The organism is Streptomyces sp. NPDC058691 (genome assembly GCF_042714775.1).
GTDB lineage: Bacteria > Actinomycetota > Actinomycetes > Streptomycetales > Streptomycetaceae > Actinacidiphila.
In genome coordinates this window covers 1-23,902 of the sequence record NZ_JBHXSO010000063.1, presented here as the reverse complement: position 1 = coordinate 23,902, position 23,902 = coordinate 1, and the positions used below count along the sequence as shown (strand labels likewise).

The following is a 23,902-nucleotide window of genomic DNA, read 5'->3' as shown; positions in this document are numbered from 1 at the left end:
ACTACACTTGGTCGCACCGTGAACATCGCGGCCAGGTCCGGCGTACCCTGACATCGGCTGGTTTCGGCTGTATTCGACTGCGTTCAGCTGTTATTGCCAGACACGTCAGATGTCGGAGACCTGTGCAGTGGCAAACCCGACGCTCCCCACACAAGGACCGTGATCGACGTGAAGGTCGGCATCCCCCGCGAGGTCAAGAACAACGAGTTCCGGGTGGCCATCACCCCCGCCGGCGTGCACGAGCTCGTCCGAGGCGGCCACCAGGTCTTCGTCGAGCAGGACGCCGGCCTCGGCTCGTCCATCCCGAACGAGGAGTACGTGGCCGCCGGTGCCGCGATCCTCCCCACCGCCGACGAGGTGTGGGCGACCGCCGACCTGCTGCTGAAGGTCAAGGAGCCGATCGCGGAGGAGTACCACCGGCTCCGCAAGGACCAGACGCTCTTCACCTACCTGCACCTGGCCGCCTCCCGCGAGTGCACCGACGCCCTCCTGGAGTCCGGCACCACCGCGATCGCGTACGAGACGGTCGAACTGGCCAACCGCCAGCTGCCGCTGCTCGCCCCGATGTCCGAGGTGGCCGGCCGGCTCGCCCCGCAGGTCGGCGCGTACCACCTGATGCGCTCGGCCGGCGGCCGGGGCGTGCTCCCCGGCGGCGTCCCGGGTGTGGCCCCGGCGAAGGCCGTCGTCATCGGCGGCGGCGTCTCCGGCTGGAACGCCGCGCAGATCGCCATCGGCATGGGCTTCCACGTCACGCTGCTCGACCGCGACATCAACAAGCTGCGCGAGGCGGACAAGGTGTTCGGCACCAGGGTGCAGACCATCGTCTCCAACGCCTTCGAGCTGGAGAAGGCGGTCCTGGACGCGGACCTCGTCATCGGCGCCGTCCTCATCCCGGGCGCCAAGGCGCCCAAGCTGGTCACCAACGAGCTGGTCTCCCGCATGAAGCCGGGTTCCGTGCTCGTCGACATCGCCATCGACCAGGGCGGCTGCTTCGAGGACTCGCGTCCCACCACGCACGCCGAGCCGACCTTCGCGGTGCACAACTCGGTCTTCTACTGCGTGGCCAACATGCCCGGCGCGGTCCCCAACACCTCGACGTACGCGCTCACCAACGCGACGCTGCCCTACATCGTGGAGCTGGCCAACCGCGGCTGGCGCGAGGCGCTGCGCCGGGACGCGGCGCTGGCCAAGGGCCTCAACACCCATGAGGGACAGGTCGTTTACGGCCCGGTCGCCGAGGCGCACGGCATGGAGTCGGTGGACCTGGCGTCGCTGCTGGCGTGATCGTCGGCTGAGTCGACTGATCGACTTTTTGGTCCGGCGTCAACGCGCCGCCCCTTCGGTACTCACGGCCGGGCCTTGCGAGTTCAGGGCCCGGCCGTTGGCGTGGAACCATACCGTTTTGCCGATTCGTCCCTCTGCGAAACATCCGCGACGACCCCGTTACACCCTTGACAGCGGCGCGTTCGGTTGCCGACACATCGTGCCGTGTCCGGTGGATTGTGTTGCTGTGAACCACCGACACGCCATAGAGTCGCCAACCGTCGGCATGCTGCAACGCTGACCTATTGAGAAGTTTCCTGGTCACCAAGGAGGTAAGACGACTTGTGAATGAGTCGACATTTGCTCCCGGGGGTGGTCAGCCAGGAATGACCGTTCAGGCCGAGGGCTCCTCGCGGCTCGAGGCGGTGGGCTCCGTGGCCGTCCGCACCTTCGAGGCGCGCCGGCCCGGACAAGGCAACCAAGGCAACGAGGCACACACCCCGAATCCCATGGCGCACTACGAAGAAGAGCTGCAGGACGGCCAGTTCTACGACCCCGACGCCGAGTACGAGCCCGACCCGGAGTACGCGGCCACCCTCGCGCCCGACGCGGCCCGTCAGCGGCGCGAGCGCGTCGGCCCCACCGGCCGTCCGCTGCCGTACTTCCCGATCCCGGGGCCGCTGACCGACCACGGTCCGGCGAAGATCATCGCCATGTGCAACCAGAAGGGCGGCGTCGGCAAGACGACGTCGACCATCAACCTCGGTGCCGCACTGGCCGAATACGGCCGCCGGGTGCTGCTGGTCGACTTCGACCCGCAGGGCGCGCTGTCCGTCGGACTCGGCGTCAACCCGATGGAACTGGACGTCACCGTCTACAACCTGCTGATGGAGCGGGGGCTCTCGGCCGACGAGGTGCTGCTGAAGACCGCGGTGCCCGGCATGGACCTGTTGCCCAGCAACATCGACCTGTCCGCCGCCGAAGTGCAGTTGGTCAGCGAGGTGGCCCGCGAGTCCTCCCTGCAGCGCGCCCTCAAGCCGCTGCTGCCGGACTACGACTACGTCATCATCGACTGCCAGCCGTCGCTGGGCCTGCTGACCGTCAACGCGCTGACCGCCGCGCACCAGGTGATCGTGCCGCTGGAGTGCGAGTTCTTCGCGCTGCGCGGTGTGGCGCTGCTCACCGAGACCATCGAGAAGGTCAGGGAGCGGCTCAACCCCGAGCTGGAGCTGGACGGCATCCTCGCCACGATGTACGACTCGCGGACCGTGCACAGCCGTGAGGTCCTGGCGCGTGTCGTCGAGGCCTTCGACGATCACGTCTACCACACCGTCATCGGCCGGACCGTGCGCTTCCCGGAGACCACGGTCGCCGGCGAGCCGATCACCACGTACGCGTCCAACTCGGTCGGCGCCGCCGCCTATCGCCAGCTCGCCAGGGAGGTGCTCGCCCGGTGTCACGCCGAGTGAGTCTCCCGGGGGCCGACGAACTGTTCCGGACCACCGGGGGGCGGGGGCTCCAGGCCTCGACGCCGCGGCAGCACGCCAACGGTGAGACTCCCGGCGACAGCGCGGACCGCCCCCTGAGGCCCGTCCCGGCCCCCGCAGGCCCTTCGGCGGCGGAGGAACCGGAGGCCGCCGAGGAGGCGCCGGTACAGGAGTCGGCGGCCCCCGCCGAGGCCGCCGAGCACACCGGCCGGGAGAGCGAGACCGCCCCGGCCGCGCGTCCCGTCCCGGAACAGGCCTCCCCGGCCGGCCAGCCGGGCCGCCGCACCCTCCAGCCGCCCGCGGGGTCCCCCGGGGCGGCCCCGGCCGCCCCGCAGCCCGTGCAGCCGGCCCAGCAGCAGCCGCGCCGCAAGTCCGGGCGGGCCCCACGGCGGCCCAGCGGCCGCGAGCGCCACGACGAGAAGATCACGGTCTACGTCTCCGCCGAGGAGCTCATGGACCTCGAACACGCCCGCCTGGTCCTGCGTGGGGAGCACGGCCTCGCCGTGGACCGGGGCCGCATCGTCCGCGAGGCCGTCGCGGTCGTCCTCGCCGACCTGGAGTCCCGCGGCGACGCGAGCATCCTCGTCCGCCGCCTCCGAGGCCGCTGACACCTCCGGCGCGATACGGTGCCGTCCTCCGCACGGCCCCGCAGCACGACCTGGACCTGAATGCCCTCCGACGACTCCGCCAGCTCCTCCCGCTCCCGCCGCCTCCTGGGCCGCGGTCCCGGTGCCGCACCGCCGCCCCCGGACGCGGAGCCCCTCGCTCCCGTGGCCCCGGCAGCCTCCGACGTATCCGCGGACGCTGCCCCCGCGCCTGCCCCCGCCCCCGCCGTGCCGGCCGCTGTGGAACCCGCGGAGCCGGCCGCCGCGCTCCCGGCGCCCGCCGCGGCCCCTGACGACGCCCCCGAGGCCCTGTCCACCGCTCCGGCGCACCCCGAGCCCGACGTCGCCCCACAGGCCCCCCACAAGGCGCTGGGCGGCTCGCCGGAGGCGCCGCCCGAGGAGGGCGACGGGAAGTTCACCGTGCGGCTGGCGAACTTCGAGGGGCCCTTCGACCTTCTGCTCCAGCTGATCTCGAAGCACAAACTGGACGTGACCGAGGTGGCGCTGTCGAAGGTCACGGACGAGTTCATGGCGCACATCCGCGCCATGGGGCCGGACTGGGACCTGGACCAGACGACGGAGTTCCTGGTCGTCGCCGCGACGCTGCTGGACCTCAAGGCGGCGCGCCTGCTGCCCGCCGCCGAGGTGGAGGACGAGGAGGACCTCGCGCTGCTGGAGGCGCGGGACCTGCTGTTCGCGCGGCTGCTGCAGTACCGCGCGTACAAGCGGATCGCGGAGATCTTCGCGGAGCGCCTGGAGGCGGAGGCACTGCACCATCCCCGGACCGTGGGGCTGGAGCCGCAGCACGCGGAACTGCTCCCCGAAGTGGTGCTGAGCATCGGCCTGGAGCGCTTCGCGCAGCTCGCCGTCAAGGCGATGCAGCCCAAGCCGAAGCCGCAGGTGTACGTGGACCACATCCACGCGCCGCTGGTGAGCGTCCGGGAGCAGGCCGAGCACGTGATCGCGATGCTGCGCGAGCGCGGGGAGGCCAGCTTCCGCGAGCTGACCTTCGACGCGCCGGACACGCTGACGGTGGTCGCGCGCTTCCTGGCGCTGCTGGAGCTGTACCGCGAGAAGGTGGTCGCGCTGGACCAGGAGGAGGCCCTGGGGGCGCTCCAGGTCCGCTGGACCGGCGGCGAGAGCGCACCGGACCAGCCGCTCGTCACCGAAGAATTCGACCAGGACCCCGCGGCGAGGAAGGACGGGAAGGATGACTGACGAATCCGCGGAGGCGGCCGTCCCCGGGGAGCGGACCCGGGAGCAGGCCGGGGAACAGGCTCGGGAGGCGCCCGCCGGGCTGCTCTCGCCGGCCGACCTGGAGCTGCGCCCCGCGCTGGAGGCGGTCCTGATGGTCGTGGACGAGCCGGCCACCGAGGAGACCCTCGCCAAGGTGCTGGACCGCCCGCGCCGCGAGGTCGCCGCCGCGCTGCGCGGGCTGGCCGAGGAGTACACGGAGCAGAACCGCGGCTTCGACCTGCGGCTCGTCGCGGGCGGCTGGCGTTTCTACACCCGTCCCGCCTTCGCGCCGGCCGTGGAGAAGTTCGTCCTGGACGGCCAGCAGGCCCGGCTGACGCAGGCCGCGCTGGAGACCCTGGCGGTCGTCGCGTACCGCCAGCCCGTGTCCCGTTCGCGGGTCTCGGCGGTGCGCGGCGTCAACTGCGACGGCGTGATGCGCACCCTGCTGCAGCGGGGTCTGGTCGAAGAGTGTGGGACGGAACCCGAGACAGGTGCGATCCTGTACAGGACGACGAACTATTTCCTGGAGCGAATGGGCCTGCGCGGCCTGGACGAGTTGCCCGAGCTCGCGCCCTTCCTCCCGGAGGCGGACGCCGTCGAGGCGGACTCCCTGGAGGGCGTCCCCTCATTCGACCCGGACTCGACGACGGAAACTTGATGCGAAGCAGTAGCGGCAGCGGCAGGAACAGCGGTGGCAACCGGAACAACCGGGGCGCCGGTGGTGGCACGCCCGGGTCGAGGTCCGGGGGTGGGCGCGACGACCAGCAGAAGCGCGCGGGCCGGCCGCGTCCGGAGGAGCGCCGCTACGACGTCGGCGGCGGCGCCCCCGGCGAGGCCGGGAAGGGCAGGGGCGGCGCGGGCAGGCCCGGCGGCGCCTCCGGCAAGCCCCGCAAGTCCGTTCCGGCGCGCCCGCGGGAGCTCGACGCGCAGATCGAGGAGCGGAACCGGGCCCGGCACGACAAGCCCAAGCTGAACCTGCCCAAGACCTTCCCCGGCGCCGAGCAGGAGGGCGAGCGGCTGCAGAAGGTGCTGGCCCGGGCGGGCATGGGCTCGCGCCGCGCGTGCGAGGAGCTGATCGAGCAGCGCCGGGTCGAGGTCAACGGCACGATCGTCACCGAGCAGGGTCTGCGCGTCGACCCGGAGAAGGACGAGGTGCGCGTCGACGGGCTGACCGTGGCCACGCAGTCGTACCTGTTCTTCGCGCTGAACAAGCCGGCCGGTGTGGTCTCCACGATGGAGGACCCGGACGGCCGCCAGTGCCTCGGCGACTACGTCACCAACCGTGAGACCCGGCTCTTCCATGTCGGACGGCTGGACACCGAGACCGAGGGCATCATCCTGCTCACCAACCACGGCGAGCTGGCCCACCGCCTCACCCACCCCCGCTACGGCGTGCAGAAGACCTACCTCGCCGCGATCAACGGGGTGCTGCCGCGCGACATCGGCAAGCAGCTGAAGAACGGCATCGAGCTGGAGGACGGCTACGCCCGCGCCGACAACTTCCGCGTCGTGCAGCAGACCGGCAAGAACTACCTCGTCGAGGTGACCCTGCACGAGGGCCGCAAGCACATCGTGCGCCGCATGCTGGCCGAGGCCGGCTTCCCGGTGGACAAGCTGGTGCGCACCAGCTTCGGCCCGATCGCGCTCGGCGACCAGAAGTCCGGCTGGCTGCGGCGGCTGACCAACACCGAGGTCGGCATGCTCATGCGCGAGGTCGATCTCTGATCCTGGCCCCGGCCCCGGGATGCGTCGTCGGATCCTCTGATCGACTGCTCATCCCATAAAGACTTTCCCGCAGGCCCCGCCTCCGGGAAGGATGGGGCGATGACCATCCACGCCGAGCGGCTGCGCGAGGCCGGGCTGCCCGAACTCACCCCGGTACTCGCCCGGCAGGGGCACCAGCTGCTGTTCGCCACCGTCTCCGGGGCGCATCTGTACGGCTTCCCCTCCGACGACTCGGACGTGGACGTGCGCGGCGTCCACCTCCTGCCGTTGGCCGAACTCATAGGGCTGCGGGAGGGGGAGGAGACACAGACCCGCATGTGGGAGCAGGACGGCCTCGAACTCGACCTGGTCACCCACGACCTGCTGAAGTTCGCGCGCCTGATGCTGCGCCGCAACGGCTACGTACTGGAGCAGCTGCTGTCCCCGCTGGTGGTGCACACCAGCGGGGTCCACGCGCAACTGGTCGACCTCGCGCCCGGCGTCATCACCAGCCGGCACGCGCACCACTACCGCGGCTTCGGCCGCACGCAGTGGGAGCTGTACGAGAAGACCGGCGAACTCAAGCCGCTGCTCTACACGTTCCGCGTCCTGCTCACCGGCATCCACCTCATGCGCACCGGCGTGGTCGAGGCCCATCTGCCGACGCTGCTGGACCACCTTGACGCGCCGGAGTACGTCCGCGACCTCATCAGGGACAAGTCCTACGCCGAGCACGGCCTCGCCATGGACCTCGACCCGCGCCGCGTGCGTGCCGACGTCGAGGCCCTGCAGGCCACCCTGGACGACGCCGAGCAGGCCTCCCGTCTGCCCGCGGAGCCGGCCGCGTACGACGCGCTGCACGACCTGGTGGTCCGCACCCGGCTGGCGGCGGCGTGAGGCGGCCGGCCGCCGGGGCGATGGCGGGACTCGCCATCGGCGACGCGCTGGGCTTCCCGACCGAGTTCAACACCGTTCCCGCGATCCTCGCCAAGTGCGGGCCTTGGCGCTCCATGGAGCTGCCCCGCCCGGCCTTCGTCACCGACGACACGCAGATGACGCTGGCCTTCGGGCGCGGCCTGCGCACCGCGATGGACCGCGGCCCGCTGACCCCGTCCCGGCTCGCCCGGCCGGTGCGGGAGGAGTACGTCGACTGGTACCACTCGCCCGACAACAACCGGGCCCCCGGCCGCACTGCCTGGTCGCCTGCGAGAAGCTGAACCACCAGGACCTGCGCTGGCAGGAGGCCAGCCAGACCGGATCCAAGGGCTGCGGGGCCAACATGCGGGTCGCCCCCGCGGGTCTGGTTCCAGGACTCACGCCGGGCGAGCGGGCCGGCGCCGCCCAGTTGCAGGCCGCGCTGACCCACGGGCACCCCACCGCGCTCGCGGCGAGTGACCTGACCGCGTACGCCGTGCACGTGCTCGCCCAGGGCGCGGCGCCCGGCGAACTGCCCGCGCTGCTGCGGGCGTACGCGAGCGAGAACCGCGGGACGTACCAGGAGTGGTGGCTCGGCGACCTGTGGCGGTTCGCGCACGACCACACCCCCACCGACTTCGCCCGCCGTGGCTGGGACGAGTGCCTGGGGGTCCTGGACCGCCTGGACGCGGCGCTCGCGGCGCCCGACCCGGAGGCGGACCCGTGCCTGGCCACGGGGGCGGGCTGGATCGCCGAGGAGGCCATGGCGACCGGACTGCTGTGCTTCCTGCTCTTCCCTGAGGAGCCGCTGACGGCGGTGCGCCGGGCCGCGTGCACCTCCGGGGACTCGGACTCGATCGCGTGCCTCACGGGGGCGTTCGCGGGCGCCCACCTCGGCCTGGCGGCGTGGCCCCCGGAATGGGTGGCGCGGATCGAGTACCGCGAGGAGCTAATGGCGCTCGGTGACCTCTGGGACGGCGGCACCGGCTGACGTCCGGCGGACGCGGACGAGGAAGTCCTCGACGCGGGCACGGTCAGGCTCGGCGGGCAGCGGGGAGCGCGCCGCCGCGGCGGCCGCCTCCTCGTGGAGGCGGTTCATCCAGGACTCGGCCTCCGGCCAGGGGACGTCACCGCGCTTGACGTCCAGCAGGCGTGCCCGCAAGTCGCCGACGTCGACGCGCAGTTCGCCGGTGCGCAGCAGGTCGCGCGCGGAGACCAGCAGGCGCAGCAGGTGCATCACGTGCTTCCACCGCGGCGCGCCGTGGTTGCGCAGGTCCGCCTCCAGCTTCCCGCGCTGGCCCAGGGCGTAGCGGGTGAACGTCTCGTGGACCTGCCGGGAGAGGAACGCGCCGCGCAGGTCCAGCAGTTCGCGCCCGGTGGCGTCGGCGTGCTCGACGAGCGGGGAGTGCAGGCACTCCAGGACGTTGGGGTTGGCGCGCAGGGCCAGTTCGCAGAAGCGCTCCAGCTCCCAGGAGAACTGCTCCGGCGCGGGGCCGTCGACGTGCGTCGGGGGCTTGGCGAAGCGCCAGAACAGTTCGGTGGGCGCGACGAAGACCCCGCGGCGGTCGGTGTCGCTGCCGTCGGTGGCCAGGCCGAAGGCCCGGGAGCCCATGACGCAGGCGTAGACGGTGTGGTGGCGTACGAGGTCGTGGTCGCGCATGGGGCGCGATCGTACGCGTCAGGCGAGCCGGACCTCACCCGCTTTCACGGTGACCTGCCGGGGATCGAGCGGCCGCGGGGCGGGACCGGCGGCCACCGAGGCGTCGGCAACCTTGAACCTGCTGCCGTGGCAGGGGCAGTTGATCGTGCCGCCGGAGACGTCCTTCACGACGCAGCCCTGGTGCGTGCAGACCGCGGAGAACGCCTTGAACTCACCTGCGGCCGGCTGCGTCACCACGATCTTCCGGTCGGCGAGGACCGTGCCGCCGCCGACGGGCACCTCGGACGCGCGCACCAGTACCTCGCCCCCGCCCCCGCCTCCGGCCGATGCCGCCGGCGGCGACCCGGCGGCGTCGGCCGGCGTGTTCTCGTCGCCGTACTTGGCGCACCCCGCCAGGGCCGCCAGGGACAGCAGCAGAGCGCGCCGCCTCATGTCGTGATTCCGTTGGTGCGGAAGAACCAGAGCGCGGAGGTCAGCCACAGCACGGTCAGCACGGTGAAGACCAGCCCGCCGACGACCGGCAGCAGCCACCCCGGCAGCCGTTCGGCGCGCAGCAGCAGCATCTTGGCGCTGAAGGCACCGAAGAAGAAGCAGCCCAGCAGCGAGTGCCACAGCACGCGGGCGCTGTAGGTCTGGTAGCCCAGCGCGTAAAGGCAGTGCACGGCGACGGGGACCGACAGCAGGAACGCGATCCGCCCCGACCAGCGGTGCAGCGCCCCGGTCCAGGAGGGCGCGCGCAGGCCCGGCACCTTGCCGTACATCGCCAGCGCGGAGCCCAGCTGGACGAGGGCGAAGGCGAAGGCCGAGGTGGCCAGCCACGACTTGACCGCGCCCGTGCTGGAGAAGCCCGCAAGGTTGAAGGCGGTGCCCGCGGGATCGTGCAGTCTGCCGTAAGCGCCCAGCCCGACCGCCACCGCGGCGGCGGTGAGGGCGGGCACGAGGTACACGGCTGCGGCACGGAGACCCGCGCCGCGTTGCGGTGGCACCGGGAAGGACGTGGTGGCGGCGTTCGGGTCCACGCTCATGGGACGCTCCTGCTCCTGCCTGCGGTCAGGGGATGGGCCGTGCGGTGAGCCGCTCGCCGTCGACGGTCACCGCGCCCGACCCGGTGTCGATACGAGGCGCGGCGGACGGCTCGCCGTCGCGCGAGACGATCCCGACCTGTGCGCCGCCCTGGAGCACGATCCAGCCGCCGACGACCTTGGCGCCGCGCACGGAGGCCGTCGCCCGGTACAGGCCGGAGGGCTTGACCGCCTTCCGCGCCTCGAAGGGCTGCCGCAGGCCGGTCAGCCTGACGTCACCGCTGATCGTGGCGCCCCGCAGGGTGCCCTCCAGGCGGGCGCCGTGGCCGTCGGTCAGCCGCAGGGCGCCGTCGTCTCCGACGTCGCCGCGCAGCCACGCCTCCTTGGTGCGGCCGTCGCAGACATAGGCGACCGCCTTGCCCATGCGCAGGGCGACCGCGACGCTCGCCGCGCCGTCCGCGGTGCGGCCGGCGTAGTCGGCGTCGGGCGGCGCGCTGCGGGGGGAGGCAGTTGAGGGTGTCGAGGGAGTCGGCGCCGAGGGCGACGGCGTGGACGACACAGGGGGCGTGCGGGACGCCCTGGGTGACGGTGCGGGCGCGGGTGAGGACGACGTGGAGGGTGCCGAGGAGGCCACGTCCCCCGTCGTCGCGTTGAGCGACAGCATGATCAGCGCCAGGGCCAGCCCGGCGAGAAGCGTGTAGAGCGGTCCGGAACGCTGCATGTCCGCCTCCCCCGCGGCCGTGCGGCCAAGGCACCATGCAAGCGGACATCACGCCCCGCGTCCAGGGCGTATTCGGACATAACGGCGCCTACGACCACACCGCGAGCGCCACCGCCCGGCCCTCCTCGTCCCGGCGCACCTCCAGCATCCCGACCACCGCGCTGCGGTTGACGCGCCCGTACACATGAGGGAAGCGCGTCTCCGTCGGTACACCCGGCGGCGGCACCGGTTCCGCCTCCTCCCACAGCACGCGGGCCTCCAGTGCCTGCTCGTCGATCAGCAGCACCATCAGCGGGCCCGGCGTGCCCCGGTAGAAGGCGTCGGCGACCGCGAGCGCCACGTCCTCGTCGGGCGAGCAGTGGACGAAGCCGTCCTCGGCGAGCGACGAGGGGGCGTACGGCCGGTCCGGGTCGCGCAGCCAGTCGTCCAGGGGAACGAGGTGGTAGATCATGCCCAAGTTGTACCGCGCCCGTCTCGCGGGACGGGCGTGTCCACCGCGTCCGGGCCGCCCCGACTACGCTGACGAGGTACGCGCGGGGTCGAGGACACAGGGAGCAGGGACGTGGCGGTACGAGCGGTCCGCGGGGCCGTCCAGCTGGAGCGGGACGACGCGGAGCACATGCACGGACAGGTGGCGGAACTGCTCACCGCGATCCTGGAACGCAACGACATCGCGGTGGACGACCTGATCAGCGTCTGGTTCACGGCCACCCCCGACCTGCACAGCGACTTCCCGGCGGTCGCCGCGCGCAAGCTCGGCATCACCGATGTGCCGCTGATCTGCGCGCAGGAACTCGACATCACCGGCGCGATGCCCCGGGTCGTCCGGATCCTCGCGCACGTCGAGAGCGATCTCACCAAGGGCGAGATCTCCCACGTCTACCTCGGCGCCGCCGCCGCCCTGCGCAAGGACATCGCCCAGTGAGGACCGCTCTCGTCATCGGCACCGGCCTCATCGGCACCTCCGCCGCGCTCGCGCTGGCCGCGCGCGGTGTGGAGGTGCACCTGGAGGACCACGACCCGCACGCCGCCCGCACCGCGGCCGCCCTCGGCGCCGGCACCGACGAGCCGCCCGCCGGCCCGGTCGACCTGGCCATCGTCGCCGTGCCGCCGGCCCATGTGGCCACGACCGTCGCCGAGGCGCAGCGCCGCGGCCTGGCCCGCGGCTACCTCGACGTCGCCAGCGTCAAGGCCGGGCCGCGGCGCGACCTGGAAGCCCTCGGCTGCGACCTGGCCTCGTACATCGGCACCCACCCCATGTCCGGCCGCGAGCGCTCCGGCCCGCTCGCCGCCACCGCCGACCTCTTCGAGGGCCGCCCCTGGGTGCTCACCCCGACCCCGCGGACCGACACCGAGGTCCTCAACCTGGCCCTGGAACTGGTGGCCCTCTGCCGCGCCGTGCCGGTGGTCATGGACGCCGAGGCGCACGACCGCGCCGTCGCGCTCGTCTCGCACACCCCGCACCTGGTCTCCAACATGGTCGCCGCGCGCCTCCAGCACGCCGAGGACAGCGCGGTGCGGCTGTGCGGCCAGGGCATCCGCGACGTCACCCGCATCGCCGGCTCCGAGCCCGGCATGTGGATCGACATCCTCTCGGCCAACCCCGGGCCGGTCGCCGACGTCCTCGCCGAGATCGCCGCCGATCTGACCGACACCGTCGAGTCGCTCCGGGCCCTGCAGTCCGCGGACGACGCCAAGCGCCGGGACGGCGCGGGCGGCATCGAGGACCTGCTGCGCCGCGGCAACGCGGGCCAGGCCAAGGTCCCCGGCAAGCACGGCTCCGCCCCCAAGGCCTACGAGGTCGTCGCCGTCCTCATCGGCGACCAGCCGGGCGAGCTGGCCCGTCTCTTCGCCGACGCCGGGCGCGCGGGCGTCAACATCGAGGACGTCCGCATCGAGCACTCCACCGGCCAGCAGGCCGGCCTCGTCCAGCTCATGGTCGAGCCCGCGGCCGCGGCCCGGCTGTCCGCCGCACTCCGCGAGAAGGGCTGGAATCTGCGGGCCTGAGCCCGGCCCGCGCGGGCGGTCCCGGTGGCCGGGGGACAAACGTGGTACGGAGCCGAATGGGTGGCCCGGTAACCTTGTGGGGATGGCGTTCGCCAGCAGCACCCGCTCCGCGTACAAGGAAGGTCCCCCGACTGTGTCGAATCCGGTGATCGTCGCGATCGACGGCCCCTCGGGCACTGGCAAGTCCAGCACTTCGAAGGCGGTCGCGGCCCGGCTCGGGCTGAGCTACCTCGACACCGGTGCCCAGTACCGGGCGATGACCTGGTGGATGCTGAGCAACGGTGTGGACGTGGACGACTCCGCGGCGGTGGCCACGGCCGCCGAGAAGCCGGTGATCATCTCGGGGACGGACCCGTCCGGGCCGTCGATCACGGTGGACGGCGTGGACGCGTCGGGCCCGATCCGCACGCAGGAGGTCACCGGTGCGGTGAGTTCCGTGAGCGCGGTGCCGGAGGTGCGGACCCGGCTGGTGGAACTGCAGCGCTCGGCGGCCTCGGGCGCGCCGGCCGGCATCGTCGTCGAGGGCCGGGACATCGGCACCACGGTGCTGCCGGACGCCACCCTCAAGATCTTCCTCACCGCGTCCCCGGAGGCCCGTGCCGCCCGCCGCGGCGGCGAGCTGACGGCCGCCGGCAACACGGTGGACCTCGCGGCCACCCAGGCCGCCCTCGTCCGCCGGGACGCGGCCGACTCCGGCCGCAAGACCTCCCCGCTGACGAAGGCGGAGGACGCCGTCGAGGTCGACACCAGCGACCTCACCCTCGACCAGGTCATCGATCGCATCGTCGCCCTGATCGGGGAGAAGCGGGACGCTTCGTGAGTGGCACATCCGCGGTTCCGGGGCCGAAGGGCGTGGCCGTCGGCCGCCGCCTCGGCATCGGGATCATCAACGGCCTGTGGCGCCCCCGGGTGCTCGGCGCCTGGCAGGTGCCCGCCTCGGGCCCGGTGATCCTCGCCGTGAACCACGCGCACTACGTGGACGGTCCGGTGCTCATGGGGACCTCCCCGCGACCGGTGCACTTCCTGATCAAGAAGGAGGCGTTCATCGGGCCGCTGGACCCGTTCCTGCGCGGGATCGGCCAGCTTCCGGTGGACCGGCACAGCACCGACCGTACCGCCGTGACGGCCGCCCTCGGCGTGCTGGAGCGCGGCGGGGTGCTCGGGATCTTCCCGGAGGGCACCCGGGGCGAGGGCGACTTCGCCGAGCTGCGAGCGGGCCTGGCCTACTTCGCGGTGCGCTCCGGCGCGCCCATAGTGCCGGTCGCGGTGCTCGGCACGACCCGGCCGGGCCGGCTGATCCGCGGCCTGCCGCCGCTGCGCGCCAAGGTGGACATCGTCTTCGGCGAGCCCTTCGAGGCCGGGGACGGCAGCGGACGGCGCACCCGCACCGCACTGGACGCCGCCACCGTGCGCATCCAGAAGCACCTGACCGCCCATCTCGACCACGCCCGGCGCAGTACGGGCCGCGTGTCGTAGCGCCGCCCTGATCCACACTGGGGCAGACGGCCCCCGCCGGGCCCCGCACATTTGACGATCGACGGAGAAGCTTTCATGGACATCGAGAACGAGTACGGCGAAGTCGGCGCGCTCGGCGACGCCGAGTACGCCGAGTTCATGGAGCTCGCCGCCGAGGAGGGCTTCGACCTCGACGACGTCGCCGGCGACCTCGCGGCGGCGGGCCACGGCCCGCTGCCGGTGCTCGCCGTCGTCGGCCGCCCGAATGTCGGCAAGTCGACTCTGGTGAACCGGATCATCGGCCGCCGCGAGGCGGTCGTCGAGGACCGCCCCGGCGTCACCCGCGACCGCGTCTCCTATGAGGCCACCTGGAACGGCCGCCGCTTCAAGGTCGTCGACACCGGCGGCTGGGAGCAGGACGTGCTCGGCATCGACGCGTCCGTCGCGGCGCAGGCCGAGTTCGCGATCGAGGCTGCCGACGCGGTGGTCTTCGTCGTGGACTCCACGGTCGGCGCCACCGACACCGACGAGGCCGTCGTCAAGCTGCTGCGCCGGGCCGGCAAGCCGGTCGTGCTGTGCGCCAACAAGGTGGACGGCCCCTCCGGCGAGGCGGACGCGGCGATGCTGTGGAACCTGGGCCTGGGTGAGCCGTTCGCGGTCTCCTCGCTGCACGGCCGCGGCACCGGCGACCTGCTGGACGCCGTCCTGGAGGCGCTGCCGGAGGCGCCGATGCAGACCTTCGGGAACGCGCTGGGCGGCCCGCGCCGGGTCGCGCTCATCGGGCGCCCGAATGTCGGCAAGTCGTCACTGCTCAACAAGGTGGCGGGCGAGGAGCGCGTCGTCGTCAACGAGATGGCCGGCACGACCCGCGACCCGGTCGACGAGCTGATCGAGCTCGGCGGCAAGACCTGGAAGTTCGTGGACACCGCCGGTATCCGGCGCCGGGTCCACCTCCAGGAAGGCGCGGACTACTACGCCTCACTGCGCACGGCCGCGGCCCTGGAGAAGGCCGAGGTCGCCGTCGTCCTGATCGACGCCAGCGAGACGCTGGCGGAGCAGGACACCCGGATCATCTCGCTGGCCGTCGAGGCCGGCCGCGCCATCGTCATCGCCTACAACAAGTGGGACATGATGGACGAGGAGCGCCGCTACTACCTGGAGCGCGAGATCGAGAAGGATCTCGTCCAGATCCAGTGGGCGCCGCGGGTGAACGTCTCCGCCCTGACCGGGCGGCACATGGAGAAGCTCGTCCCGGCCATCGAGACCGCCCTCGCCGGCTGGGAGACCCGGGTCCCCACCGGCCGTCTCAACGCCTTCCTGGGCGAGCTGGTCGCCGCCCACCCCCACCCGATCCGGGGCGGCAAGCAGCCGCGCATCCTCTTCGGCACCCAGGCCGGCACCAAGCCCCCGCGGTTCGTGCTCTTCGCCTCGGGCTTCCTGGAGGCCGGTTACCGCCGCTTCGTCGAGCGGCGGCTGCGCGAGGAGTACGGCTTCGAGGGGACGCCGATCCAGGTGTCGGTCCGGGTCCGCGAGAAGCGCGGCCGCAAGAAGTGACCTCAGAGCCCGGGGGCCTGGCTCACAGGCCCCCGAGGCGGTTGTTCGCCGCGCCCGGGGGGAGGGCCGCCGGCCCCTGCAGGTTCGTGCGGTGCCGTCCCGCCCGGTAGGCGGCGGATGACGGCAGGTGGCGCGGGCCGAAGCCGTTGAACTGCAGTTCCTCCTCGCCCGTGCGGTCGCCGGGGAGGGTACGGAAAAGCCTGCGGTACTCGGAGTAGAGCGCGTCGTAGATCGGCGTGCCCTCACTCGTGGACGCCTCCTGCGCGGTGCGCATGGGGGGGATCGGGCTGCGGTACGGGGCTCGTGAGGAAGCGTCAAAGGTGTGCACGTCGTGCCAACGATGAGGAAATGTCGCGGGATGCGGTTCGTACGGATGAATCACGCATATGCACCCGCACAGGCCAAAGGCGCGTACGGACTTCCGTACGCGCCTTGACGGGGGGCCGGTTGGCTCAGGTGCCGGAGAGGGGCATCGTCGCCGCGACGAGGACCCCGCGCCCGCACGCCCGTTCCAGTGCCTCGCGCAGCAGGTCCTCGCGCGGCTGCTGGCCGATGGTGCCGTGCGGGGCGGCGTAGACGTACACCTCGTTGGACTTGTTGACGGCCGCGCGCCACCCCTCGCTCACCGCGAGCGGCTGGTGCGCCTGCCACCACGCGCCGGCCGTGCCGGGCTGGAGGATCGCGTGCAGCTGGCCCATGGCGAGCAGCACGGACCAGCCGGGCAGCGGGGCGGGCGGTGTGGTGAGGCCGCCGACGGGCATGAAGCCCTGCTCGATCAGGATCGGCAGGAAATCGTCGCCGAGGCCGTTCTCGCCGGGCCGGGCGATCGGGCCGGTGGGCTCGATGACCAGGGCCGGGCAGACCTGGTCCTTGACCAGGATCAGGCCGCAGGTGATGCCGAGCACCGCCTGGCGCGGCGTGGCGCCGGCCTCCGCGGCCCCGGGCGCCTCACTGCCGGAGATGCTCTGCACGGCGCCCTGCAGTTGCTCCTCCGAGACCGGGACGACCTGGGAGGGGATGCAGGTGGCGTGCGCGAAGGCGAGCACCGCGGTCTCCTCGCCGACGAAGAGCACGGTGCTGGTGCGCTCCGTCGAGGTGTCGCCGGGCGTGCGGCAGGAGGTGCAGTCATACGTGCCCGGCGCGCCGGCGCCTGCCAGCAGGCGAGCCGCCTCCTCATCGCCGATCTCGGCTCGTACCTCGTCGCTGACGTCGAGCATGGGCGGCACGAAAGCCTCCTTGGAATGTACGGCTACGGGCTCCTCTGCCGGGCTTCGCCCGGCACATAGTGACAACGGCCGATCTGTGGCGGGAGTCACGGCTTACCTCGCTCGCACTCCTCTTGCTGCGTGCACAGGGTGAACGGCCGTGCGGAGCCGGTCACTCCTTGTCCAACGATGGCCCTTCCCGGGCCCCGTGTGCATGTGAAAGACGTCACACGGCGCGTATTCCCTGTGCTGACATGCACTGATAAAGACGGATCAATCAGGTGTCCTGAATGCGCTCTTACTCCAGGTAACCGTCAACTGGCCTGCAGGAAAGGGGATTTGTTTGGTGGCAGGGGGTTGCGCTGCCTAGATTTGCCCGCCGTGTGCAGAGAGCACCACCCGGGAGAGCTCGCACGGAGGGTGACGGCGGATCAGCAAGCCGCCGTTCAGCGAGCGCGGGGGACGGGGCACCGCGTCCAATGCGCGGGGTCGTTCGTCCGCCGAGGCGCCGTACGTCATGTACGGAGCCATGGGGGAACCCCGGGTCCGTGGAGAGGGATTCCATGGCCGTAAACGCCAAGTACCGACAGACCGCACTGCTCGCCGGCGCCGCCGCGCTGACCCCGCTGGCCCTCCTGGCCGCCGCGGGGCCCGCCAAGGCCGCCGACAGCGGGGTCTGGGACCGCATCGCGAGCTGCGAGAGCGGCGGGAACTGGCACATCAACACCGGCAACGGGTACTACGGAGGGCTCCAGTTCTCCGCCGGTACCTGGCGCGCCTACGGCGGCACCGCTTACGCGGCGACCGCGGCAGGGGCGAGCCGGGAGCAGCAGATAGCCGTCGCCACCAAGGTGCAGCGGTCGCAGGGCTGGGGAGCCTGGCCGACCTGCTCCGCCCGCGCTGGGGCGTACGGCAGCGCGCCGGGCGGCGGTTCGGCCCCGGCGGCCCCCGCGGCGCCCCAGGCCCGGCCCAAGGCCGCCACGGCGCCCGAGCACTCCGCCCCGCGGCACAGCGACCGCGGGCACCAGCGGGCCGAGGGGCACGGCAACTACCGTGTCCGGCCCGGTGACACGCTCAGCCGCATCGCGGCCGAGCACGGCATCGGCTGGAAGAAGCTGTACGCGGTCAACGCGTCGGTGATCGGCGCCGATCCGAACCTGATCTACCCCGGTCAGCGGCTCTCCGTCTGAGGCCGCGGATCCCGTAAGCGCCACGCCCACCCGGTCGTGCTCCGACCGGGTGGGCGTCGTGCCCACCGGGCGCGGCGGACGACGGCCCCCGCCGGGCTGTCCCTAGCGTGCCCCCCATGTCCCCCACGTCCCCCCGTCGCCGCGCCGTGGTCGGCGCTCTCACCCTGCTTTTCCTGTGGCCCGCCCTGGTGACCGGGCGGGCTTTCGCGTATCCGGTCGCGCACGCCCCGGTCTGGCAGGACGTGGCGCAGTGCGAGTCGGGCGGCCGCTGGGACACCAACAGCGGCAACGGCTTCTACGGCGGCCTGCAGATCTACCAGCCCACCTGGGTCTCGTTCGGCGGGCTGGACTTCGCCGACCGGGCCGATCTGGCCTCCGCCGACGACCAGATCACCGTCGCCGAGGCGATCCTGCGCAGCCAGGGCTGGCAGGCCTGGCCGAACTGCTCGCGCCGGCTCGGGCTCTACGGCCGTGCCCACGCCGTCCAGCCCGGGGACACCCTGCAGAGCGTCGCGGAGCGCTTCTCCGTCCCCGGCGGTGCCGCCGAGCTGATCCGTCTCAACGGGACCGCCGTCACACCCGACCCGCTGTCCCCGCTCTCCCCGGGGATGCTGGTCCGCCTGCCCTGAACCCGGCCGTGCCCGCCCGCGGCCGCCTTACCGCCCTGGGTACTCGAGGAGAACAAAAGGTTGCGCCGAGCCGTCTACCAGATTCGTCACGGCTCTGGAACAAAGATGTGATGACGGACAACTCGGCACCCCGGATCACGGTCTTGTTGCACACGGCGGGCGGACTGTCCGCCGCAGCCGCGACGACGACGGGGACGCATGCGCATCTCATTCCTGATCCACAACGCGTACGGCATCGGCGGGACGATCCGCACGACCTTCAACCTGGCGGCCGCCCTGGCCGAGCAGCACGAGGTGGAGATCGTCTCGGTCTTCCGGCACCGGGCGAAGCCGACGCTGGAACTGGACCCCGCCGTGCCGCTGCGCCACCTGGTCGACCTGCGGAAGAAGAGCGAGACGTACGACGGCGAACACCCGCTCGCCCAGCGGCCCGCCGTCGTCTTCCCGCCCTCGGAGGCCCGCCACCGGCAGTACAGCGCGCTCACCGACGAGCGGATCGGCGCCCACCTCGCGCGGCTCGACGCGGACGCCGTGATCGGCACCAGGCCCGGCCTGAACGCCCACATCGCCCGGCAGGCGCCGCGCCGGGTGGTGCGGGTCGCCCAGGAGCATCTGACCCTGGACACCCACTCCGTGCGGCTGCGGCTCGCACTGCGCCGCCTCTACCCGCGCCTGGACGCCGTCATCACCACCACCGAGGCCGACGCGGACGCCTACCGGCGCAGACTCGTGCTCCCCGGGGTGGTGGTGCGGGGCATCCCCAACAGCGTCCCCGACCCCGGGATCGCCCCCGCGGCGCTGGACGCCAAGCACGTGGTCGCCGCGGGCCGGCTCGCGGCGGTGAAGCGCTACGAGGACCTGATCCGCGCCTTCGACAAGGTCAGGGCGGAGCGCCCCGACTGGAGCCTGCGCCTGTACGGCGGCGGTGACCGGCGCGAGTCGCTCGCCCGGCTCGTCGAGGAGCTGGAACTGGGCGGGCACGTCACGATGATGGGACCGGTCTCACCGATCGAGCCCGAGATGGCCAAGGGCTCCGTCCTCGCCGTCTCCTCCGCGATGGAGTCCTTCGGCATGACCATCGTCGAGGCCATGCGGGTCGGCCTTCCCGTGGTCAGCACCGACTGCCCGCTCGGCCCAGGGGAGATCATCGAGCACGGGGTGGACGGCCTGCTGGTGCCGCCCCGCGACACCGACGCCATGGCCGCCGCACTGCTCCGGCTGATCAACGACGACGAGGCCCGCAAGCGCATGGGCCGCGCCGCCCTGGTCAAGGGCGGCCACTACGATCCGCACCGCATCGCCGGGATGTACACCGACCTGCTTCAGCGACTGCTGGACCGCCGGGCCGGCGCCGCGGGCCGGGTGCGCGGCGCCGGCCGGCACGCCGGCGGCCTGGCGCTGGCCGCGGCGTACGCGGGCAACGACGTCGCCAGGGGCACGGCCCGGCGGGCCCGTACGCTCGCGAAGCGGGCGGCGGGACGTGCGGGACGGGCGGCGGCGAAGTAGCGCCCCCGTCACCGCGGGCCGGGCTGCGCGTCCCGCTCCCGGACCGCCGGGTGGTGGAGGTCGAAGGCGGGGGACTCGGAGCGGATCCGGGGGAGCGCCGTGAAGTTGTGCCGCGGCGGCGGGCAGGAGGTCGCCCATTCCAGGGAGCGGCCGAAGCCCCACGGGTCGTCGGCCTCCACCTTTGTGCCGTGCCGCGCGGTGTGCCAGACGTTGTAGAGGAACGGCAGCGTCGAGATGCCCAGCAGGAACGCCCCGATCGTCGAGACCGTGTTGAGCGCGGTGAAGCCGTCCGCCGCCAGGTAGTCGGCGTACCGCCGGGGCATCCCCGCCACCCCCAGCCAGTGCTGGACCAGGAAGGTGGTGTGGAAGCCAACGAACAGCGTCCAGAAGTGGATCCGCCCCAGCCGCTCGTCGAGCATCTTCCCGGTGAACTTGGGCCACCAGAAGGAGAAGCCGGCGAACATCGCGAACACCACGGTCCCGAAGACCACGTAGTGGAAGTGGGCGACGACGAAGTACGAGTCGCTGACCTGGAAGTCCAGCGGCGGCGAGGCCAGGATCACGCCTGTCAGGCCGCCGAACAGAAAGCTCACGAGGAAGCCCACCGCCCACAGCATCGGCGTCTCGAAGGAGAGCGAGCCGCCGACCATCGTGCCGATCCAGTTGAAGAACTTCACCCCGGTCGGCACCGCGATCAGGAACGAGGTGAAGGAGAAGAACGGCAGCAGCACCGCGCCCGTGACGAACATGTGGTGCGCCCACACCACCATCGACAGACCGGTGATGGCCATCGTCGCGCCGATCAGGGTGGCGTAGCCGAAGACCGGCTTGCGCGAGAAGACCGGGAGGATCTCGGTGATGATGCCGAAGAACGGCAGCGCGATGATGTAGACCTCCGGATGCCCGAAGAACCAGAACAGGTGCTGCCACAGCAGCGCCCCGCCGTTCGCGGGCTCGAAGACCAGTGACCCGAAGCGCCGGTCCGCCTCCAGCACGAGCAGCGAGGCCGCCAGCACGGGGAAGGCCATCAGGACCAGTACCGAGGTGAAGAGCACGTTCCAGGTGAAGACCGGCATCCGGAACATCGTCATGCCCGGTGCCCGCATCCCGACGATCGTCGCCACGAAGTTGACGGCGCCCAGGATCGTCCCGAAGCCCGCCAGCGCGAGTCCCATGATCCACATGTCGGCGCCGATCCCGGGCGAGCGGGTCAGGCTGTTCAGCGGCGCGTAGGCGAACCACCCGAACGACGCGCCGCCGGTGGGGGTGAGCAGGCCGCCCACCACGATCAGCCCGCCGAAGAGGAACAGCCAGTACGACAGCATGTTCAGCCGGGGGAAGGCGACGTCGGGGGAGCCGATCTGCAGCGGCATGATCTCGTTCGCGAATCCCGCGAAGGTGGGGGTCGCGAAGAGCAGCAGCATGATCGTGCCGTGCATCGTGAACAGCTGGTTGAACTGGTCGTTCGTGATCAGCTGCAGTCCCGGGCGGGCCAGTTCGGCGCGCATCAGCAGGGCCATGGCGCCCGCCGCGAGGAAGAAGCCGAACGAGGTGATCAGGTAGAGGTGCCCGATCTTCTTGTGGTCGGTGGTGGTCAGCCAGTCCACCAGGAGGCGCCCCGGGCGCCGCGGCGTCCGCACCCGCTCGTCGGTGGCCGGCGCCGCGTACGTCCCCATCCGCGCGCTCCCTCGTGGTCGGAGTTGCTGCCGGTGTGTGCACGGTAGCCCGGGGTAAGCGTCATGGTGGCGCGCCTCGCCCACCCGCCCCGGACGCAACCGCCGGGGCGTGCCGAGGCCGGCGGGTGACCGTGGCGGACCGTTTTCGGGCGGCTTCACGGCACCGTTGAGCACGAGGTCGAACGAAAGTACGATAAAGGTGTCATGCCGTAGCGCAGCGAGGGGGGCACCCCGTGACGCACCCGGACTTCCACCGCGCGCTCGCCTGCGCGCTCGCGGCCGCCCGGCGCGGCTTCCCGGTCATCCCGCTGTCCCGCACCAAACTGCCCGCCGTACGGTCGCCGCACCGCGGTGAGACCGGCGGCGGGATGTGCCGACGCCAGTGCGGTCGGTTCGGCCACGGGGTGCACGACGCCTCCACCGACCCCGTGCGGATCGGCGAGCTGTTCGCGGCGGCCCCCTGGGCCTCGGGGTACGGGATCGCCTGCGGTCGCGCGCCGCACTATCTGATCGGCCTCGACCTGGACCGCAAGGGCGGGGCGGACGGCTTCGCCGACCTGGTGGACCTGGCGGCGCGCCAGGGCTTCGCGGTGCCGTGGACGCGAACGGTGCTCACCCCGAGCGGCGGACGGCATCTGTGGCTCACCGGCCCGGCGGAGGTCGTCGTCCCCAACTCCGTGAGCCGGCTCGGCCGTGGCATCGACGTGCGGGGCAGCGGCGGCTATCTGGTGGGACCGGGCTCGGTCACCGTCGCCGGCCGCTACCGATGGGACCCGCCGACGGCGTCCATGCCGCCCGCCGCCGTGCCGCGGCGGCTGCTGCGGCTGCTCATGACGCCCTCGCCGAAGCCGTGGGCGGCGCGCGCGGGGGCCGCGAGGGCCGGGAGGGCGCGGGGCGCGGGCGCGGACACCGCGGGCCCGCTGATCCGCTTCGTCCTCGGCTCGCTGGAGGGGGAGCGCAACGAACGGCTGTTCTGGGCCGCCTGCCGGGCCTACGAGAACGGCCACGGTGAGGACGTGGCGGCCGAGATGGTCGGCGCGGCCGTCCGTACCGGCCTCCCGGAGCGCGAGGCGGCCGCCACGGTGGGCTCGGCGCGCAGACATGTCCTGCGGGGGTCTGGCGGCTCAGGCGCCGCGGGAGCACGCTGACGGCATGACCTCCACCGTATCGAGTGCCGGCCGGGTCGCGATCACCGAGGACGCCGCGGGGCTGCTGCGGCGCCTGGCGGACGAGCACGGCCCGTTGATGTTCCATCAGTCCGGCGGCTGCTGCGACGGCAGTTCGCCGATGTGCTATCCGCAGGGCGAGTTCCTCACGGGGGACTCCGACGTGCATTTGGGCGACCTCGGCGTCCCCGGCATCGACCCGGTGCCGGTGTGGATGTCACGGGACCAGTTCGCGTACTGGAGCCACACTCATCTGACGATCGACGTGGTGCCGGGGCGCGGCAGCGGCTTCTCGCTCGAGGCGCCCACCGGCAACCGGTTTCTCATTCGGTCGCGGTTGCTGACGGACGATGAGCTGGCCGCCCTGGGGATGTGATGTGAGGGAAGTGTGAGGGCCGTTTCCGGTAATTCCGGGATCTCCGGACGCGGTGATATCGGCGGCGGATGGCGTGAATTCAAGAGGCGATTGGAAAAGCGGGTGCGGATCGCATGAACGGTGCACGCCAAACGGGACTCGGCATTCTGTGACAGAAGTGTGACGATGGCGCGTCGGCGTGTCTTCCGTCACGGCTCGTATGCGCCTACGGTGGCTCACATGGCTACCGATCCGGGCGGCACGCCCCACGCATCGCATCCCCAGGACCCGCCGGACGCCTATGTAGGCCTCGCGGCGGACGAGGCCGAGCGCCGTGCCACGGAGCGTGGCTGGACCTCCGTCCGCTCCCTGCCGCCGGGCGCGATCATCACCATGGAGTACCGCGCGGGGCGGCTGAACTTCACCGTCGACGGCGGCCGGGTCACCCGCTGCTGGTCAGGCTGACGCGCGCCGGCGACCCCGCGTACGGCGATGGCCCCGGCCCCCTGAAAGGGTTGCGGGGGCAATCGCCGTACAGGCCGGGGG

General features: G+C 72.3%; 26 protein-coding genes and 1 pseudogene. 19 read left to right on the top strand and 8 right to left on the bottom strand.

The window, feature by feature from the left end:
• Positions 1 to 168 precede the first annotated feature (168 nt).
• From ald to ACFWVC_RS32460, 8 genes and pseudogenes are all read left to right on the top strand, one after another.
• Complete coding sequence (gene ald / locus ACFWVC_RS32495) at positions 169 to 1,284, top strand: alanine dehydrogenase (protein WP_384296000.1); 1,116 nt, start codon at positions 169 to 171, stop codon at positions 1,282 to 1,284.
• 365 nt (positions 1,285 to 1,649) lie between these two features.
• The gene (locus ACFWVC_RS32490; protein ID WP_384295963.1) at positions 1,650 to 2,732 is read left to right on the top strand and encodes a ParA family protein; all 1,083 of its coding nucleotides are present in this window, start codon (positions 1,650 to 1,652) and stop codon (positions 2,730 to 2,732) included.
• Positions 2,717 to 3,358 carry a hypothetical protein gene (locus ACFWVC_RS32485; RefSeq protein WP_384295961.1) on the top strand — a complete coding sequence of 214 codons (642 nt, stop codon included), beginning with the start codon at positions 2,717 to 2,719 and terminating at the stop codon, positions 3,356 to 3,358. The genes ACFWVC_RS32490 and ACFWVC_RS32485 overlap by 16 nt, the downstream gene beginning before the upstream one ends.
• Before the next feature lie 60 nt (positions 3,359 to 3,418).
• A complete protein-coding gene (locus ACFWVC_RS32480; protein ID WP_384295959.1) occupies positions 3,419 to 4,573 on the top strand; it encodes a segregation and condensation protein A in 1,155 nt (384 codons plus the stop codon).
• Positions 4,566 to 5,249 carry an SMC-Scp complex subunit ScpB gene (scpB, locus tag ACFWVC_RS32475; RefSeq protein ID WP_384295957.1) on the top strand — a complete coding sequence of 228 codons (684 nt, stop codon included), beginning with the start codon at positions 4,566 to 4,568 and terminating at the stop codon, positions 5,247 to 5,249. Before ACFWVC_RS32480 ends, scpB begins: the two co-directional genes overlap by 8 nt.
• Positions 5,249 to 6,316, top strand: coding sequence for a pseudouridine synthase (locus ACFWVC_RS32470; protein ID WP_384295955.1), 1,068 nt, complete (start codon positions 5,249 to 5,251; stop codon positions 6,314 to 6,316). The genes scpB and ACFWVC_RS32470 overlap by 1 nt, the downstream gene beginning before the upstream one ends.
• Before the next feature lie 99 nt (positions 6,317 to 6,415).
• On the top strand, positions 6,416 to 7,192 hold the full coding sequence (locus ACFWVC_RS32465) for a DNA polymerase beta superfamily protein (RefSeq protein WP_384295952.1): 777 nt from the start codon (positions 6,416 to 6,418) through the stop codon (positions 7,190 to 7,192).
• Between the two features lie 20 nt (positions 7,193 to 7,212).
• Positions 7,213 to 8,201: pseudogene (locus tag ACFWVC_RS32460) on the top strand (ADP-ribosylglycohydrolase family protein).
• Here the strand turns inward: ACFWVC_RS32460 and ACFWVC_RS32455 are convergent.
• From ACFWVC_RS32455 to ACFWVC_RS32435, 5 genes are all read right to left on the bottom strand, one after another.
• Positions 8,160 to 8,870, bottom strand: coding sequence for a DNA polymerase beta superfamily protein (locus ACFWVC_RS32455; protein WP_384295950.1), 711 nt, complete (start codon positions 8,868 to 8,870; stop codon positions 8,160 to 8,162). The pseudogene ACFWVC_RS32460 and the gene ACFWVC_RS32455 sit on opposite strands and share 42 nt — an antisense overlap.
• A gap of 18 nt (positions 8,871 to 8,888) precedes the next feature.
• Entirely contained in the window at positions 8,889 to 9,302 is a 414-nt protein-coding gene (locus tag ACFWVC_RS32450) for a Rieske (2Fe-2S) protein (RefSeq protein ID WP_384295948.1), read from the bottom strand.
• Entirely contained in the window at positions 9,299 to 9,895 is a 597-nt protein-coding gene (locus tag ACFWVC_RS32445; protein ID WP_384295945.1) for a DUF6529 family protein, read from the bottom strand. The genes ACFWVC_RS32450 and ACFWVC_RS32445 overlap by 4 nt, the downstream gene beginning before the upstream one ends.
• 25 nt (positions 9,896 to 9,920) lie before the next feature.
• Positions 9,921 to 10,613, bottom strand: a complete 693-nt coding sequence (locus tag ACFWVC_RS32440) for a hypothetical protein (RefSeq protein ID WP_384295942.1) — start codon at positions 10,611 to 10,613, stop codon at positions 9,921 to 9,923.
• Positions 10,614 to 10,701: 88 nt separating this feature from the next.
• A complete protein-coding gene (locus ACFWVC_RS32435; RefSeq protein WP_384295939.1) occupies positions 10,702 to 11,064 on the bottom strand; it encodes a DUF952 domain-containing protein in 363 nt (120 codons plus the stop codon).
• A 111-nt stretch (positions 11,065 to 11,175) separates the two neighbouring features.
• Here ACFWVC_RS32435 and aroH point away from each other — a divergent pair, with 111 nt between their 5' ends.
• The 5 genes from aroH (at position 11,176) to der (ending at position 15,629) form a co-directional block, all read left to right on the top strand.
• Positions 11,176 to 11,538 (top strand): chorismate mutase, encoded by a 363-nt coding sequence (aroH, locus tag ACFWVC_RS32430; protein WP_384295936.1) that lies wholly within the window; start codon positions 11,176 to 11,178, stop codon positions 11,536 to 11,538.
• Positions 11,535 to 12,620: a prephenate dehydrogenase gene (locus ACFWVC_RS32425; protein ID WP_384295932.1), complete on the top strand. Its 1,086-nt coding sequence runs from the start codon at positions 11,535 to 11,537 to the stop codon at positions 12,618 to 12,620. The genes aroH and ACFWVC_RS32425 overlap by 4 nt, the downstream gene beginning before the upstream one ends.
• Before the next feature lie 82 nt (positions 12,621 to 12,702).
• Positions 12,703 to 13,440: a (d)CMP kinase gene (cmk, locus tag ACFWVC_RS32420; RefSeq protein ID WP_384295928.1), complete on the top strand. Its 738-nt coding sequence runs from the start codon at positions 12,703 to 12,705 to the stop codon at positions 13,438 to 13,440.
• A complete protein-coding gene (locus tag ACFWVC_RS32415; protein ID WP_384295924.1) occupies positions 13,437 to 14,096 on the top strand; it encodes a lysophospholipid acyltransferase family protein in 660 nt (219 codons plus the stop codon). Before cmk ends, ACFWVC_RS32415 begins: the two co-directional genes overlap by 4 nt.
• A gap of 75 nt (positions 14,097 to 14,171) precedes the next feature.
• Positions 14,172 to 15,629 carry a ribosome biogenesis GTPase Der gene (gene der, locus ACFWVC_RS32410; protein ID WP_384295919.1) on the top strand — a complete coding sequence of 486 codons (1,458 nt, stop codon included), beginning with the start codon at positions 14,172 to 14,174 and terminating at the stop codon, positions 15,627 to 15,629.
• A gap of 22 nt (positions 15,630 to 15,651) precedes the next feature.
• Here the strand turns inward: der and ACFWVC_RS32405 are convergent, their stop codons facing one another.
• Together ACFWVC_RS32405 and ACFWVC_RS32400 are read right to left on the bottom strand one after the other, a co-directional pair.
• Complete coding sequence (locus ACFWVC_RS32405) at positions 15,652 to 15,903, bottom strand: hypothetical protein (protein ID WP_384295915.1); 252 nt, start codon at positions 15,901 to 15,903, stop codon at positions 15,652 to 15,654.
• A 178-nt stretch (positions 15,904 to 16,081) separates the two neighbouring features.
• A complete protein-coding gene (locus ACFWVC_RS32400; RefSeq protein ID WP_384295913.1) occupies positions 16,082 to 16,855 on the bottom strand; it encodes a hypothetical protein in 774 nt (257 codons plus the stop codon).
• A 542-nt stretch (positions 16,856 to 17,397) separates the two neighbouring features.
• Between ACFWVC_RS32400 and ACFWVC_RS32395 the strand changes: the two genes are divergently transcribed.
• The 3 genes from ACFWVC_RS32395 (at position 17,398) to ACFWVC_RS32385 (ending at position 20,159) form a co-directional block, all read left to right on the top strand.
• Positions 17,398 to 18,024 (top strand): transglycosylase family protein, encoded by a 627-nt coding sequence (locus ACFWVC_RS32395; RefSeq protein ID WP_384295909.1) that lies wholly within the window; start codon positions 17,398 to 17,400, stop codon positions 18,022 to 18,024.
• A gap of 116 nt (positions 18,025 to 18,140) precedes the next feature.
• Positions 18,141 to 18,653, top strand: coding sequence for a transglycosylase family protein (locus ACFWVC_RS32390; RefSeq protein ID WP_384295906.1), 513 nt, complete (start codon positions 18,141 to 18,143; stop codon positions 18,651 to 18,653).
• Between the two features lie 198 nt (positions 18,654 to 18,851).
• Complete coding sequence (locus ACFWVC_RS32385) at positions 18,852 to 20,159, top strand: glycosyltransferase family 4 protein (protein ID WP_384295903.1); 1,308 nt, start codon at positions 18,852 to 18,854, stop codon at positions 20,157 to 20,159.
• An 8-nt stretch (positions 20,160 to 20,167) separates the two neighbouring features.
• On the opposite strand, the gene ctaD is transcribed toward ACFWVC_RS32385, so the two are convergent.
• The gene (ctaD, locus tag ACFWVC_RS32380) at positions 20,168 to 21,835 is read right to left on the bottom strand and encodes a cytochrome c oxidase subunit I (protein WP_384295900.1); all 1,668 of its coding nucleotides are present in this window, start codon (positions 21,833 to 21,835) and stop codon (positions 20,168 to 20,170) included.
• A 233-nt stretch (positions 21,836 to 22,068) separates the two neighbouring features.
• On the opposite strand from ctaD, the gene ACFWVC_RS32375 reads away from it, so the two are divergent.
• From ACFWVC_RS32375 to ACFWVC_RS32365, 3 genes are all read left to right on the top strand, one after another.
• Positions 22,069 to 22,983 (top strand): bifunctional DNA primase/polymerase, encoded by a 915-nt coding sequence (locus tag ACFWVC_RS32375; protein WP_384295896.1) that lies wholly within the window; start codon positions 22,069 to 22,071, stop codon positions 22,981 to 22,983.
• Positions 22,984 to 22,987: 4 nt separating this feature from the next.
• Positions 22,988 to 23,377, top strand: a complete 390-nt coding sequence (locus ACFWVC_RS32370; protein WP_384295893.1) for a DUF779 domain-containing protein — start codon at positions 22,988 to 22,990, stop codon at positions 23,375 to 23,377.
• A gap of 219 nt (positions 23,378 to 23,596) precedes the next feature.
• Positions 23,597 to 23,821 carry an I78 family peptidase inhibitor gene (locus tag ACFWVC_RS32365; protein ID WP_384295889.1) on the top strand — a complete coding sequence of 75 codons (225 nt, stop codon included), beginning with the start codon at positions 23,597 to 23,599 and terminating at the stop codon, positions 23,819 to 23,821.
• Positions 23,822 to 23,902 lie beyond the last annotated feature (81 nt).